This is a genomic window from Bradyrhizobium sp. AUGA SZCCT0160, from assembly GCF_018130105.1.
GTDB lineage: Bacteria > Pseudomonadota > Alphaproteobacteria > Rhizobiales > Xanthobacteraceae > Bradyrhizobium.
Genome location: NZ_JAFCMD010000004.1, coordinates 181562 through 196361 on the forward strand (window position 1 = coordinate 181562; position 14800 = coordinate 196361).

The following is a 14800-nucleotide window of genomic DNA, read 5'->3' on the forward strand; positions in this document are numbered from 1 at the left end:
GCGATCGGTGGCCGATTTTGGTTCGATCAACAGGGAGAAGGCTCGATGACGTTGATGTCTCGCCACCCCGTCGAGGGCATCGCCTAAGGGCGCGTGCGTTAGCCGCGCCGCTTGGGAAATCACGCGCTTAAGTCAGCGAACGCTGTGCTGTGCGCGTCGACGATTCCAAATCTTCTGAAAGCTTTTTAAATGGGCACTTCTCCCAAGATGGACGGCCGTGCGCCGATCCATGTCTTCGCCTCGTCCAAATCCTGGATCGAGGGCAATGCCACGCTTCAACTCGAACAGGTCGCTGGCCTAGCCGGCGTCCGGGCGGTCGCCACCATGCCGGATCTGCATCCCGGCAAATATGGTCCTGTCGGCTGCGCCATTCTGGCCGACCGGATTCATCCGCAGCTGGTCGGCTCCGACATCGGCTGCGGCATGGGGCTGTTTGCGCTCGATATCGCGGTGCGCAAGCTGCGGTTCGACCAACTGGCCGACCGCTTGAGCTCCCTCGATCACCCCTGGGATGGCGATGTCGCCGGTGTACTGGTCGATGCCGGCCTTGACGCCACGACGTATGATGCCTCGCTCGGCAGCATCGGCGGCGGCAACCATTTCTGCGAGATCCAGGCGATCGAGGAAATCCTCATCCCGGAGACGGCCGCGCAGGCGGGACTGGACCGGGATCAGGCCTATGTGCTGGTCCATTCCGGCTCGCGGGGTCTTGGTTACTCGATCCTGGAGCGCGTCCTGTCGAACGGTCAAGCATCGCTTGATCCCGCGAGCGATGAGGGCAAGTCCTACATGGATGCGCATGATCACGCCGTGCGATGGGCCAAGCTCAACCGTCGCATCATCGCCGAGCGGGCCGCAGCGGCGGCGCGTGCGGACCTGCGTCCTGTCAACGATCTGGCCCACAACATGGTCGAGCGTCAGGGCTCTGTCGGCGGCGACGTCCTGGCGCTGCACCGGAAAGGCGCGGCGGCTTCCGATCGCGGGCTGGTGCCGGTGCCGGGATCGCGCGGGACGCTGTCCTATCTGGTGGAGCCGCTGGCTCCGATGCGAACCGAGGCGCTCGCCTCGCTCGCGCATGGTGCGGGCCGCAAATACGACCGGGCATCCATGCACGGCCGCGTGCGGGGCAAGAAATCCGACGTGGCACGGCTGGAGCGCAATCCGTACGGCGGCATCGTCGTCTGCGGGGATCGCGGCCGGCTCGTGGAAGAGGCGCCGGAGGCCTACAAGAACATCGATCGCGTCATCGCCGACCTCGTCGAGTTCGGCCTGGCGCGCGTGGTGGCGACGTTCCGGCCGCTGGTGACGTTCAAGAAGGCGCAATCCAGCGTCGCAGCGAGCAGCAGCAAGCGCGAAAAATCCTGGAAGGAGGATCGCCGATGATCCGGCTTCTCCTGACCAGCGGACGCGGTCCGGCAGAATGCCGGATCGCGCTCGCAAAGACTGTTGCGGCCCTCACCGCCGAAGCGACCGCACTCGGCCTTGATATCGATTGCGTGAATGGACCGAATCCGGACGGGCATGGTCCGGCATCGGCGATAACAGTGATCCACGGCGACGCTGCCGCGGCCTTTGCTCGGCCATGGATCGGTTCGATCCAGTGGGTGGCGCCAAGCTCGCTCCGGCCACATCACAAGCGCAAAAACTGGTTCATTGGTGTTTTCGAACTTCCGGCACCGCCCGAAGCGCCGAAAGCGCCGAAAGCGCACGACGTTCGCTTTGAAGCCTTCCGGGCCGGCGGCCCCGGCGGTCAGCACCAGAACAAGACCGAGAGCGCCGTGCGTGCGACGCACATTGCGACCGGCCTGTCCGTCGTGGCGCGCGAGGAACGCTCGCAGCATCGGAACAAGGCGCTGGCACTGGAGCGGATTGCGGCACTGATCAGGCTGCAGGGCGAACTGGAAGCGATCACCGCGCGGAATGACGCCCATGCCGCACATGATCGCCTCGAGCGCGGCAGCCCGGTCAAGCGGTTCAAGGGCGCCGCGTTTCAGGCATCGTAGGTTCTGCGGCACGAAAAAAGCCGTGGACGTTCGCTACAAAGCCGGGCATTCCCGGCCGAAACGGACTTAGCTTCCTCAATGCGCCCTCCTTTGCTCAATCCGCTGTTTGCTCCGGTCACGACGCTTCCTGGCGTCGGGCCGAAGCAGGACAAATTGCTGCGCTATCTGCTCGGCCGCAGCGAGACGCCGCGGCTGGTCGATCTGCTGCTGCATCTGCCGGCCAGCGTGATCGATCGCCGGGCGCGGCCAAAGATCCGCGAGGCCGTGCAGGGAACCGTGGTGACGCTCGAAGTCACCGTCGATCGCCACCGGCCGCCACCGCCGCGCAATTCGCGGGCGCCCTACCTCGTCTACGCCAGCGACGACACCGGCGACGTGGTGTTGACGTTCTTCCGCGCCAAGCCCGGCTATGTCGAAAAGCTACTTCCCGTAGGCGAGAAGCGCTACGTGTCGGGCACCTTGCAGATGTACGACGGGATTCCCCAGATCGTGCACCCCACCAACATCGTGGATGAAGCGGCTTTTGCGAAACTGACCGGCATCGATCCGGTCTATCCGCTGACCGAAGGCCTCGCGCTCGGCTCGCTGCGCCGCGCGGTCGCCCAGGCGCTGCAAAAACTCCCCGAACTGCCCGAGTGGATCAGCCCGGAAGTGATCCGCCGCTGCCACTTCCCGCCCATCCGGGAAGCGTTCACGAGAGTCCATATTCCGGTCGAACTCACGGACATCCTCCCCGATGGCCCGTTCTGGTCGCGGCTCGCCTTCGACGAACTTTTGGCGGGTCAACTGGCGCTGGCGCTGGTGCGGGCGCAATTGCGCCGGCCGGCCGGCGACCGCCACGCCGGTGACGGCCATCTGCGCAGCAGGATCATCGATGCGCTGCCTTACGCGCTGACGGCGTCACAGCGCGACGCGGTCGCCGCCATCACCGGGGATCTGCGACAGCCGGTGCGGATGCTGCGGTTGCTGCAGGGCGACGTCGGATCCGGCAAGACGGTCGTGGCGCTGCTGGCGGCCGCAGCCGTGACCGAGGTCGGCAAGCAGGCGGCACTGATGGCGCCGACCGAAATTTTGGCGCGCCAGCACATCAAGACCATCACGCCGCTGGCCGAACGCGCCGGCATGCGCGTGGCGATCCTCACGGGGCGCGAAAAGGGCAAGGAGCGACGGGAAATCCTGGCCCAGCTGGAAGCCGGCGAGATCGATTTTCTGGTCGGCACCCACGCGCTGATCCAGGACGATGTGATCTTCAAATCGCTGGCGCTCGCCGTGGTCGATGAACAGCATCGTTTTGGTGTGCGCGAACGGCTGGCGCTGACCAACAAGGGCGAGGCCGTCGATGTGCTGGTGCTGAGCGCGACGCCGATCCCGCGCACGCTGGTGCTGACCTATTTCGGCGACATGGACGTCTCGGAACTGCGCGAGAAGCCGGCCGGCCGGCAGCCGATCGACACCCGCACCGTTCCCAACAGCCGGCTCGACGAAGTGGTCGACGGCGTCGGCCGTGCGCTCAAGGCCGGCAAGCTGGTCTACTGGATCTGTCCGCTGGTGGAAGAGTCCGAGGCCGAAGGCATCGAGCACCTCACCAACGCCACCGAGCGCTTCGAGCGCTTACAACAGCGTTTTGGCGACCGCGTCGGCCTCGTTCATGGCCAGATGAAGGGCGCCGAAAAGGACCGCGTGATGGCCCAGTTCGCCGCCCACGAAATCGGCCTCCTGGTCGCCACCACCGTGGTCGAAGTCGGCGTCGACGTTCCCGCCGCGTCGATCATGGTGATCGAGAACGCCGAACGCTTTGGCCTCGCCCAATTGCATCAATTGCGCGGCCGCATCGGGCGCGGTTCGGAGGCGTCCACCTGCCTGTTGCTCTACAAGGAGCCGCTCAACGAGATGTCGACCGCCCGGCTGAAAGTGATCCGCGAAACGTCAGACGGATTCCGGATCGCCGAGGAAGATCTGAAACTGCGCGGTGAAGGCGATGTGCTCGGCATCCGGCAAAGCGGCCTGCCCGGCTACCGCATCGCCCGCTCCGAAGTCCACGGCCAGCTCATCACCCAAGCCCGCGACGAGGCGCTGCGGATCATGAAGGACAATCCGAAACTCAAGGGCGACCGCGGCGAAGCGCTGCGCTGCTTGCTGTATTTGTATGAGCGGGATGAAGCGATTCCGCTGATCGGGGCTGGGTGACACTCGATCAGCCGTCATTTCGAGCGCAGCGAAGCAATCCATCGCGCGGCATAACGGATAGATGGATTGCTTCGTCGCAAGGGCTCCTCGCAATGACGTGGAGAGAGACGGTGCCCTACTCCACCTTCGCTGGCTGCAGCGTGACCGCGTTGGCGGCACGCGCTGCTTGCGCGGCCTGCGCCGTCGCAGCCAGTGCCGCGATCTTCTTCTGCGGATCGGAGCCCGGCTGCACCACGCCGCAGGACATGATCAGGGTCGCGGCGTCTTCGGCGCTCATTTCGATTTCGAGGATCTTGCTCCTCGGCACATAGAAGAAGAACCCCGTGGTCGGGTTCGGGGCGCACGGCAGGAACACCGAAATGTGCTCGTCATTGCTGGGAAGGCGACTGGAAATCTCCACGCTCGGCGATTGCGAAATCAGCACGATCGACCACATGCCGGGCGAGGGAAACTCGACCAGGCCGACGCGGCGGAAGCTCGATCCCTTCCCCGAGAACAAGGTCTCGAATACCTGCTTGACGCCGCGATAGATCGCGCGCACCGCCGGAATGCGGCCGAGCAGCCTTTCGCCGAGGTCGACCAGCGTTCGCCCGATCAGGTTGGCGGTCAGGAAGCCGAGCAGCGTCAGCGCCACCACGGCGATGACCAGCCCGGAACCCGGCAGGCCGAACGGCAGGTAGGTTTCCGGCCGGTAGGCAATCGGCACGAACGGCCGCACCAGGCCGTCGACCCAGGTGACGAACCACCAGGTCAGATAAAAGGTAATTGCGATCGGTCCGGCGACCACCAGGCCGGTGAGGAAGTAGTTGCGGAAACGGGCCATCAGGCCGGTATGGACGACTTCCGGCGGGATTTCGGCCGGGGTGGACGGTGGCAAATCTTGGGGATTCATTGCGGTTCCAGGTCGCGGGGGCAGCCGGTCTTGTTCCAGCTAAGCCATCCTAGCAGGTTTTTGAAGGCCCGAGATGCCGGCAAGCACACCCCTGCGGCTATTCGACCGTGACCGATTTGGCCAGATTTCGCGGCTGATCGACGTCGGTGCCCATCACCACGGCGGTATGATAGGCCAAAAGCTGCACCGGAACGGCATAGACCATGGACGAAAAGGTCGCGGCCATGTCGGGCAGCACGATGGTGACCAGGGATTCGATGGTCGCCTCCGCAGCCCCCTTGGCGTCCGTCATCAGGATGATGTTGCCACCGCGGGCGGCGACCTCCTGCATGTTGGAGACGGTCTTTTCGAACACCCGGTCATGCGGCGCGATCACCACGACCGGCATGTTCTCGTCGATCAGCGCGATCGGACCGTGCTTGAGCTCGCCGGCGGCATAGCCCTCGGCGTGGATGTAGGAGATTTCCTTCAGCTTCAGCGCGCCTTCCAGCGCCAGGGGATAGCTGGTGCCGCGGCCGAGATAGAGCACGTCGCGGCATTTGGCGATGTCGCGCGCCAGCTTTTCGATCTGCAGTTCGGTCGTCAGCGCCTCGGCCATCAGGCGGGGAACTTCGACGAGGCCGTGGACCAGCTTGGTCTCGTCCTCGTCGGACAATTCGCCGCGCGCCTTGCCGGCGGCAACGGCCAGCGCGGCCAGCACCATCAGCTGGCAGGTGAACGCCTTGGTCGAGGCGACGCCGATCTCGGGCCCCGCCAGCGTCTGCAGCACGGTTTCGCTCTCGCGCGCTATCGTCGAGGTCGGCACGTTGACCACCGAGAGCGTGTGGACGCCCTGCGACTTGGCATAGCGCAGCGCCGCCAGCGTGTCGGCGGTCTCGCCGGATTGCGAGATGAAGATCGCCAGATCGCCCTTGCGCAGCGGCGCCTCGCGGTAACGGAATTCCGAGGCGACATCGACCTCGACCGGCACGCGGGCGAGCCGCTCGAACCAGTATTTGGCGATATGGCCGGCATAGCTCGCGGTGCCGCAGGCGACGATCGCGATGCGCTGCACACCCCTGAAATCGAACGGCAGCGTCACCGGCAGCATCACGCGGTCGGTCGCCATGTCGACGTAACGCGCCAGCGTATGGCCGACCACTTCGGGCTGCTCGTGGATTTCCTTGGCCATGAAGTGGCGGTAGTTCGCCTTGTCGACCAGCGAACTCGACGCCGTGTGCCTGATCGCGTCGCGCTGCACGATCGCATTGTCCTTGTCGTAGATGGTGGCGCCCTTGCGCGTCAGCACCACCCAGTCGCCGTCTTCGAGATAGCTGACGGTGTTGGTCAGGGGCCCGAGCGCAATCGCGTCCGATCCCAGATACATTTCGCCGTCGCCGTGACCGATCGCCAGCGGCGGGCCGTTGCGGGCGCCGATCATCAAATCATTGTCGCCGGCGAAGATGAAGCCGAGCGCGAACGCGCCGCGCAATTGCGACAGCGCCGCCTTCACCGCTTCCACGGGACCGATGCCCTGGCCGAGCAGATTGTCGACCAGATGCAGCACGATCTCGGTATCGGTTTCGGTCCTGAAGACCGCGCCCTTTTTCTCCAGCGCCTCGCGCAACTCGCGAAAATTCTCGATGATGCCGTTATGGACCACGGCGACGCGTTCGGTCGCGTGCGGGTGCGCGTTGTTCTCGGTCGGCCGGCCGTGGGTGGCCCAGCGGGTATGCCCGATCCCGGTATGGCCGGCGAGCGGTTCGGCCTCCAGCCGTTTTTCGAGGTTTTTCAGTTTGCCCTCGGCGCGGCGCCGCGCCAGATGGTCGCCTTCCAGCGTGGCGACGCCGGCCGAATCATAGCCGCGATATTCCAGGCGTTTGAGCGAATCCACCAACTGCTCCGCGACCGGAGCGCGTCCGAGAATGCCGACAATGCCGCACATGCGGTTTAATATCCCCAAATCGTCGAAAAATTGCCGAAGCAACGCCACGTTCCCTTAACGGGAAACGCGGCTACCCACCTACTCAATAATTATTGCGGATTGAGACAGTCTTAAGCGGAAAGCTTAACGTTTGCCATTGGTAAGCGGCGTCCAATGGACTTAGGCGAACCCGGCGCGGAGGGCAATGTCCAGCCCTGCCCGCCGCCTCACCACGCGTAGCGCACCACGCCCTTGCCGGCGTAGCTTTCGGTCACGTTGGAGAACTCGCCCTCGAAGGAGCCGGCGATCGACCAGCCGTTGATCCACTTCATCTCGGCCGAGCCGGTCACCAGCGCTGCATCCGCGGCCTGCCGCGCGCCGTTGACGACGAAGGATGCACCCGGCAGCGTCTGGAACGTGGCGCCGATCGAGCGGTCCGGATTGAAGTCATGCGCCCAGGCCGCGCGGCCGCGCAGCGTGAAGACGCCGTTCTGCACGGCGTATGATTTGTCGGTGCGCAGGCCGAGTTCGCTGCGGGTGCTGGTGACACTCTTGGCGTTGTACGCGAGCGCAAAGGTGTTGGCGCCGACGATCGCCTGCTCGGCGTAAGCTGGCAGTTCGAACGTCGTGAACTGTCCGGCCGCGTACGGCGTCCAGCCAAAACCGTGCGACACGAAGCGATAGCCGCCTTCAACGCGGCCCGACCAGGCGTTGGCGTTGAACTGTGCGCGCAGGCGGTCGATGCCGGCGACCGTCACGGTGCGATCGGTGGTGACATCCTGCCAGCCAAGGGCCAGCGCGCCGGTGATATAGGCCGGGCCGATAGTATGCCGGATGAATGCACCGGCCTGGAATAGGTCGGATCGGCCGGAGCCAAATCCATTGACGCTGAAATTGGTGCCGCCGCCGGCCAATGCAAAACCGGCTATCGTGTTCGGCGAGAGGCGATAGTCGGCGCCGACGGCACCAGCAGCGAGGCTGCTACGCGTGTTGTTCGACCCAAGCACCGTATTGCCGTCCGTCGTCTGCGACCCGCCAAAGCCTGCCGCCCACACGCTCCAGCGTTGTTCGAAACTCGGCGCGATCGGCGGCGCCTTGGTGTAGATCGCCGCCAGCGCATCGTTCGGTTTGCGCTTGGCGGCATAAGCGAGGCTCTCCTCCGCATATGCATTCGGATTGCCACCGCCGCTGATCGGATTGCCACGGCCGGCGATGAACGGATCGGTCATCACCCCCATGAACTGGTTCATCGCATTGAACGTGGTCTGCTGCGAACCGGTGGCGGTCTCGCTGGAGATCTGTGTCAGCCCGAACGGTGTCAATCCGCCGAACACGATCGGAATGCCACCTGTGGTGTTGAAGAAATTGACGATGGCGTTGCCGACGTTCTGCTGATTGACATTGAGCCCCGTGCCCGGCGGCGGCACGAAATTGAGCGCGAGGTTGAGATACGCATTGTTGGCGTCGTAACTCAGGCTCGAGTTGAATCCGCCGGGCAGATTGGTGTTGACCGGACCACTGAACGTACCGTTCACGCCGCCCGCCGCGTTGAGGATGGTGTACTGTTTGGCGACGTAAGTGCCCGCCGCAAAATTCGCGTTCACCGTCGCGCCGCCGAGCGTCGCCGCGCCGGTGACGTTGACGCGATCGGCGTTGGACGGCGAGACCTCGACCAGATAGCTCGATGCCGCCGTAAGCACGAGGCTGCCCTGCACGGTCAAAAGCCCGATCGAATTGCCCGGCGCGAGCGTGCCGCCATTGATCGTCGTGTTGCCGACGGTGCCGTTGCCGCCGAGCGTTGCGCCGGCGTTCACCGTGGTCATCGCCGACGACGAGATCGAACCGTTCACCGCAAGCAGGCCTGCGTTGACGGTCGTGTTGCCGGTGTAGGTGTTGTTGCCGGTAAGGTTGAGCGCGCCGGCCCCGTCCTTCTGCAGCGCGCCGCTACCTGAGACAACGCCGTCGAACTGGACCGCGTCCGAGCGGTTGAAGGCGAGCGTGCCGCTGTTCGCGACGTCGCCGAGGATCGAGCCGGTGGTGCCGCCGGCGCCGAGCTGCAGGGTGGCACCGGTCTGAATCGTCGTGCCGCCGGCATAGGTGTTGGTGCCGGAGAGGACGAGCAGACCCGTGCTGCCGCCGACGGTGTTCGGCGTTGCGACGGTGAGGCCTCCGGCGCCGGTGATCGCCCCGCTCGACTGGCCGCCGCCGGCCAGCAGCGAGGGACCGCTGATGATCACGGTGCCGGCCGACTGAAGATTGGCGACACGCGAGGTACCGAGAATTCCTGGAGACGCGAAATCGATCGTCGCACCGGCGGCGATGTTCGTGGCGGTTGCGTTACCCGCGAAGAAACCGAGCGTGCCGCTGGTACCGCGCAACGTGCCGCCCAGAACATCCACCGTGAAGGCTGGCGCGCCGCCGAATCCGGCGCCAACGTTCGACCAGACCACCGTGCCGGTGCCGCCTGCCTCGCCGAATTGGATCCCGGCCGCGCCGGCGTTCGCGGAAAAGAAGCCCGTGAGGGTCAAGGTCTGGCCATTGGCCGCACTGATGCGTGAAGCTCCGCCGCCGTTCACGGTTATCTGGTTTGTGAGCGAGCCGGTGACAGTCGACCGCAAGGCGCCGGCGTCGAAGCGCACATTGTTCGTCCCGAGCGCAGCGGCGTCCCCGATCTCGACCGTGCCGGACGTGATCGTGGTGCCGCCGGTGAAGGTGTTGGCATTATTCAGAATAACGGTGCCGGGACCCGCGATGGTCAATGCGCCGGCTCCAGCGACCAGGCCGTCGACTGTTAGATGCGCTGCGGAGCTCGCAGTGGTGATCACCGTATTGGAATTCAGTTGCAGCGTTGTGGTGGAAAAAAAGTCCACTGTGATATTGCTGGTCTGAACATTGATCGCCGCCGACCCTGCACTGACCTGCATGATCAACGTCCCGACTTGAAAGCCATAGCCGCTGTTGGCGATGGAACTATCGAGGTTCAGCGTACCGACCGTGAACGGACCGCCGTTCAGACCAACGCCGACGCTGGTGAAAGGACTGACCGCGTTGAACGTCGCAGTTGCGTCGATCGCATCGGGAACGCTGGCGGGCGTCCAGTTGGCCGCGACGCTCCAGTCTCCGGTGCCATTCCAGGTCTGTGCAGCGGCTCGGTCGGTGAGCGCCACATTGGTCAGCACGGCGGCTGCCGCGCTGAACGCCCCCATCGCAATTGGGCGAACGAGCCGTGCCAGCGATCCCGTTAGTGCGGTGTCCGACGTCGCGCGATGGCGCCTGTTGAGCAGTTGCTGCGCCATCGCAATTTCCTAGTAAATATAAGTATAGCGTACGATTCAGGCTCCGACCCTATCGATGCGGGGGATCGGCAGCAACGCGACGGCACCGGTCCGACCGCTTTAAACGGTTGTGCGCTAATTCGGCCACAGCGGCCAATTGAACGAGGAGATAAGCGGGATTTGCAGTGGGCGAACTGGCTTGTAGCGAGCGCCCTCGCCGTCCCGCCTCACCAGGCGTAACGCACCACACCCTTGCCGGCGTAGGAACGAGTGACATTCGAGAACTCGCCCTCGAATGTGCCCGCGATCGACCAGCCGTTGATCCACTTCATTTCGGCCGAACCGGTCACGAGTGCGGCGTCAGCGGCCTGCCGCGCCCCGGTTTGGTCAGATCAAAGCTGCGGGCGACCGTTGGCCATGCGCAGGACCGTGCTGATGGTGGTCAACACGGCCTTCGCAACGTCGAGCACGTTGACGCCGCCTTGCACGCGACCAAGCTCGTCGTCGTTAAGGGATCGGTTGTCGTTCTGCCGCACTCGGCTGTCATTCTGCATATCGATGTTCATTGGCATCCTCCTCATCGGTGCTCGGGCGAATCCCCTCGTTTGCCGCCTCACACTATTTGTTGGGGGGACAGGACTTCCGTGATCCGCCGCACGGACGCTGACTGCGACAAAACAACCCGACGGGCAAATCACTTCTGATTTACGGAAATCGTGTCAAGCCCCGAAATAAAAAATATTTCGCTTTCGCCGTCGGGCAAATCATCTCTACGAGTTTGCGTTATCCCGTCCCACTCAGAGGGCGTCGGCCGTCGTCACGACGAGGGGCGGGTTGCGGTGGACGTAACAGTTGCGATGGACGGTCGCGGCTGAAGCGTACGGCGAAAGCGTGTGGTCCTGGCGCCCGTAACGGCGTCAAGTCTTGCGGAGCGATCTGCAAGGCGACGGTGGCAATAGAGGCCGTCTCACCGGGGAGAGCGCGTTATAAGCCGTAAAGCCATTGCGCAGGGAATGTCGGATGTTCTCCGCTGCCCTGTATGCTCATGTGCAGCTTTTTTAGCACAATCGCACATGAGACCGCGGGTGCAGCGCGCATCCGGCATTCCCTGCGCCCTCTGAATTGAGAGGGCGGGAAGTTTTCAGAAAATCTCGGGCGCAATGCGTCGCGAGAATGCGAACACACGCTCAGTTGTCATCGCCCGGCTTGACCGGGCGACCCAGTATCCCAGAGACGCCAATGATAGAACCGAGAAGCCGCGGCGTACTGGGTCCCCCGCTTTCGCGGAGGACGACAGCGTTGTGCGGAGCTGCTCTATCGCCGTCATTGCCTGCGACAAACGCGAAGCGTTTGCGCAAGGGAGCGACAGCGACGAAGCAATCCATGCCGCAGCTAGCCGAGCTATGGATTGCTTCGCTTACGCTCGCAATGACGTGGAGAGAGCTCGTGCCCTCGCCCTCAACCTTCCTTCTTCGCTTTCGCCCGCAGCTTCATCTCGCGGTAGCGCGCCGCGCCGCCGTCGCGGTTGTTCTGCGGGCTGCGCTCGACGGCCAGCGCATCGTCGGGCACGTCCTTGGTGATGACCGAGCCCGAACCGATATAGGCGCCTTTGCCGATTTTCACCGGCGCCACCAGCGACGAATTGGTGCCGACGAAAGCGCCCTCGCCGATCGTGGTCTTGTGCTTGAAGAAGCCGTCATAGTTGCAGGTGATGGTGCCGGCGCCGATATTGGAATTGGCGCCGACATGGGCGTCGCCGATGTAGGAGAGATGGTTGACCTTGACGCCGGCTTCGAGGTGAGCGGCCTTGGTCTCGACGAAATTGCCGATCCGCGCACCATCGCCGAGCGATGTGCCCGGCCGCAGCCGCGCATACGGGCCGACGGACGCCTTCTTGCCGATCGAGGCCTGCACGATGTGCGAGAACGAATGGATCACCGCGCCGTCGGCGATGCTGACACCGGGGCCGATCACCACGAACGGCTCGATGGTGACGTCGTTGCCGAAGGTGGTGTCGGCGGCAAGATGCACGGTTTCCGGCGCGATCAGCGTCACGCCGGCATCGAGCGCTGCCTTGCGCAGCCGCGCCTGCATCACCGCTTCCGCTTCGGCGAGCTGCGCCTTGGTGTTGATTCCGCGCACTTCGTCCTCGCTGGTTTCAATCACGACGGCCTCCAATCCCATGTCCCTGACGAGTGCAACCGCATCGACGAGATAATACTCGCCCTTGCTGTTGGCATTGCCGATCCGATCGAGGATCGAGAGCGCCTTCTTGCCGTCGAATGCCATCACCCCGGCATTGCACAGCGTGACCTTGCGCTCCTCGGCGCTGGCATCCGCATGCTCGCGGATCGCCACCAGATGCTCGCCCTCGACGAGCAGCCGGCCGTAACCGGTGGGGTCGGCGGCGCGGAAGCCAAGTACGGCGATCGCGGCCCCCTTCTCCAGCGGCGCGCGCATTCGCGCAAACGTCTCGGCCGATATCAAAGGCGTATCGCCGAAGGCGACGATCAGGTCGTCGGCGCCGCGCGCCAGTGCCTCGCGCGCCGCCAGCACCGCATGCGCGGTGCCGAGGCGTTCGCGCTGGACGAAGGTCGCGGCATCGGGACGCCTCCGTGCAACCTCGTCGGCGACCGCCTTGTGATCGGGACCGATCACGACGGCGAGCGAGGCGCCCGCGCCTTTCGGGGCGGCATCCAGCACATGCGCCAGCAGCGACTGGCCGGCCACCGGGTGCAGCACTTTCGGCAGCGCGGACCGCATCCGCGTCCCCTCGCCGGCCGCGAGCACCACCGTCAGGCTGGATCGAGCAGTCATGAGAAGTCCTCTACTAGAGCGTTTTCCAGCGAAGTGGCATCCGGTTCGCGTGAAGAAAACGCGTCAAAACAAAAATCCCTATCGGGGCCAAAAGCAACGGCGCCGTCTTTAGGTGTTTTCGCTGTGAGTGGAAACCCGATTCGCCGTCCCGCAAAGTTCCGGATTCAAGATCATGGCAGAATTCCTGTTAATGTTTGACCTGTGATTCGGCAGGCCTCGGGAGGGCCAAAGACGTTTGGCCAAGAATTCCGACCATCGCGCTGGCGGCCTCGGGACGGACGATACCGGCGGCGTGCTGAGCGGTTTGCTGGCCGAGGAAGAGGATCTCGACCGCCGCGCGCTGTGGCGGCTCGGATCGTGGGGCGTCGGTGCGGTGGCCGCGGTCGTCGTCGCCGTGATGGCCAACCAGACCCAGTCTGGATGGAAGCGCGACCAGATGGCCGCGACCGATCTCAACCAGCGAGCACAGCAGATCCAGAATATTGCCAGTCGAACGGAACGCGAGGCGCGGCGGCTCGCAGCGGCCATCGATACGCTCAACAGCGATCGCGACCGGCTCTATAGCCGCGTCACCGGCCTGGAACGCGGGCTGGACTCCGTGACCGGATCCATCGCCCGCCAGAATTCCGCCGCGGCATCGCCCGCCCCGGCAGCGCCTTCGCCTGCCGAGCCCCAAGCTTCCCAGGCCGCGCAAACTCCCGCCCCCACCGTGGCGCCGGTGACGACGCAGACTGCTGCGGCCGCGCCTGACAAATCCGGTTCCAATCCGATCCCCGCCGAACCGGGTCCGGCGGCGGTTTCATCCGTTGCCAAGGATTCGGCCAAAGAACCTGGCAAGGAAACGGCCAAGGAAACCATCAAGCCCGAGTTACCGAAGATCGAAGCAAAGAAGACCGACCCGATAAGGCCTGAAGCCGCCAAGCCTGAATTGGCCAAAGCTGAGGCAGTAAAGCCTGAGACGGGCAAGCCTGAAGGGATAAAGTCCGATACGGCGAAAATCGATACCGTGAGGATCGAGGCTGCGAAGGCCGACGCTGCGACGCCGGCAACGCCGCTGGTCGCCTCACAGTCCTTCATGGCGCCGCCCGATCCGTCCGCCACGAAACTGATCGAACCCGCCAGGCCCTTGAGTCCGGTGACAGCGAGCCCGATCCCGGAAGTGATGGCGGCCGCACCGGCCACGGACGCCGAGGCGGACGAGGAAACCGGCCCGAGGGTCCCGGTCCAGCGGACCCAATTCGGGGTCGATCTCGGCACCGCCAATTCGGTTCCCGGCCTGCGCGCGCTGTGGCGCGGGCTGCTGAAATCGAGATCGAACGCGCCGCTCGCCGCGCTGCGCCCGATCATCGTCGTCAAGGAAAGCACCAACGGGCTCGGTATGCAGCTTCGACTGGTGGCCGGTCCCATCAACGACGCCGGAGCTGCCGCCCGGATCTGCGCCGTCCTGACCGAAAACAAGCGGAACTGCGAGACGGCGATCTTCGACGGCCAGAGGCTGTCGCTGACCGGCGACAACCCATTGCCCGCGCCGAGCGCAAAACCCGCGCCCCGCCGGCGGGGTGCGGTGACGAAACGCGCCCCTGTCGGAGCCGTGGAGGAGCCGGCAAAGAAGCCGGAAACAGCGGCAACGACCTCAGTCTCGTCCTGGTTCGGCAAGCGGGGCCAATAGATATTTACTTATAATACAAAGGGTTGCGGAAAAATTCTGAACTGTTTTTGATGC

The 14800-nt window shown here is 64.4% G+C and carries 9 protein-coding genes and 1 pseudogene; 4 read left to right on the forward strand and 6 right to left on the reverse strand.

The annotated features are described in order from the left end of the window. Window positions 1–189: 189 nt before the first annotated feature. From JQ558_RS08955 to recG, 3 genes are all read left to right on the forward strand, one after another. A complete protein-coding gene (locus JQ558_RS08955; RefSeq protein ID WP_212293418.1) occupies window positions 190–1383 on the forward strand; it encodes an RNA ligase RtcB family protein in 1194 nt (397 codons plus the stop codon). Then, a complete protein-coding gene (gene prfH / locus JQ558_RS08960) occupies window positions 1380–2003 on the forward strand; it encodes a peptide chain release factor H (protein WP_212293419.1) in 624 nt (207 codons plus the stop codon). The genes JQ558_RS08955 and prfH overlap by 4 nt, the downstream gene beginning before the upstream one ends. A gap of 78 nt (window positions 2004–2081) precedes the next feature. Continuing rightward, window positions 2082–4190, forward strand: coding sequence for an ATP-dependent DNA helicase RecG (gene recG, locus JQ558_RS08965; protein WP_212293420.1), 2109 nt, complete (start codon window positions 2082–2084; stop codon window positions 4188–4190). A 115-nt stretch (window positions 4191–4305) separates the two neighbouring features. Here the strand turns inward: recG and JQ558_RS08970 are convergent, their stop codons facing one another. The 6 genes and pseudogenes from JQ558_RS08970 to glmU all read right to left on the reverse strand — a co-directional run bounded on the left by JQ558_RS08970 (window position 4306) and on the right by glmU (window position 13077). Continuing rightward, complete coding sequence (locus JQ558_RS08970) at window positions 4306–5082, reverse strand: DUF502 domain-containing protein (protein ID WP_212274708.1); 777 nt, start codon at window positions 5080–5082, stop codon at window positions 4306–4308. Between the two features lie 97 nt (window positions 5083–5179). Beyond that, on the reverse strand, window positions 5180–7006 hold the full coding sequence (gene glmS / locus JQ558_RS08975) for a glutamine--fructose-6-phosphate transaminase (isomerizing) (RefSeq protein WP_212293421.1): 1827 nt from the start codon (window positions 7004–7006) through the stop codon (window positions 5180–5182). A 206-nt stretch (window positions 7007–7212) separates the two neighbouring features. Then, window positions 7213–10281 (reverse strand): autotransporter domain-containing protein, encoded by a 3069-nt coding sequence (locus tag JQ558_RS08980; RefSeq protein WP_249119249.1) that lies wholly within the window; start codon window positions 10279–10281, stop codon window positions 7213–7215. A 206-nt stretch (window positions 10282–10487) separates the two neighbouring features. Next, window positions 10488–10640: pseudogene (locus JQ558_RS37825) on the reverse strand (autotransporter outer membrane beta-barrel domain-containing protein); the annotation flags it as partial. A gap of 12 nt (window positions 10641–10652) precedes the next feature. Then, window positions 10653–10826, reverse strand: coding sequence for a hypothetical protein (locus tag JQ558_RS08990; protein ID WP_212293422.1), 174 nt, complete (start codon window positions 10824–10826; stop codon window positions 10653–10655). 892 nt (window positions 10827–11718) lie between these two features. Continuing rightward, entirely contained in the window at window positions 11719–13077 is a 1359-nt protein-coding gene (glmU, locus tag JQ558_RS08995; RefSeq protein WP_212293423.1) for a bifunctional UDP-N-acetylglucosamine diphosphorylase/glucosamine-1-phosphate N-acetyltransferase GlmU, read from the reverse strand. Window positions 13078–13312: 235 nt separating this feature from the next. Between glmU and JQ558_RS09000 the strand changes: the two genes are divergently transcribed. Then, window positions 13313–14746 (forward strand): hypothetical protein, encoded by a 1434-nt coding sequence (locus tag JQ558_RS09000; RefSeq protein WP_212293424.1) that lies wholly within the window; start codon window positions 13313–13315, stop codon window positions 14744–14746. The last annotated feature ends 54 nt before the right edge of the window (window positions 14747–14800 follow it).

Bases quoted from the DNA above. Each gene is read 5' to 3' on its own strand.
- JQ558_RS08955 (WP_212293418.1), top strand. From the start codon at position 190: ATGGGCACTTCTCCCAAGATGGACGGCCGTGCGCCGATCCATGTCTTC.
- prfH (WP_212293419.1), top strand. From the start codon at position 1,380: ATGATCCGGCTTCTCCTGACCAGCGGACGCGGTCCGGCAGAATGCCGG.
- recG (WP_212293420.1), top strand. From the start codon at position 2,082: ATGCGCCCTCCTTTGCTCAATCCGCTGTTTGCTCCGGTCACGACGCTT.
- JQ558_RS08970 (WP_212274708.1), bottom strand. From the start codon at position 5,082: ATGAATCCCCAAGATTTGCCACCGTCCACCCCGGCCGAAATCCCGCCG.
- glmS (WP_212293421.1), bottom strand. From the start codon at position 7,006: ATGTGCGGCATTGTCGGCATTCTCGGACGCGCTCCGGTCGCGGAGCAG.
- JQ558_RS08980 (WP_249119249.1), bottom strand. From the start codon at position 10,281: ATGGCGCAGCAACTGCTCAACAGGCGCCATCGCGCGACGTCGGACACC.
- JQ558_RS08990 (WP_212293422.1), bottom strand. From the start codon at position 10,826: ATGAACATCGATATGCAGAATGACAGCCGAGTGCGGCAGAACGACAAC.
- glmU (WP_212293423.1), bottom strand. From the start codon at position 13,077: ATGACTGCTCGATCCAGCCTGACGGTGGTGCTCGCGGCCGGCGAGGGG.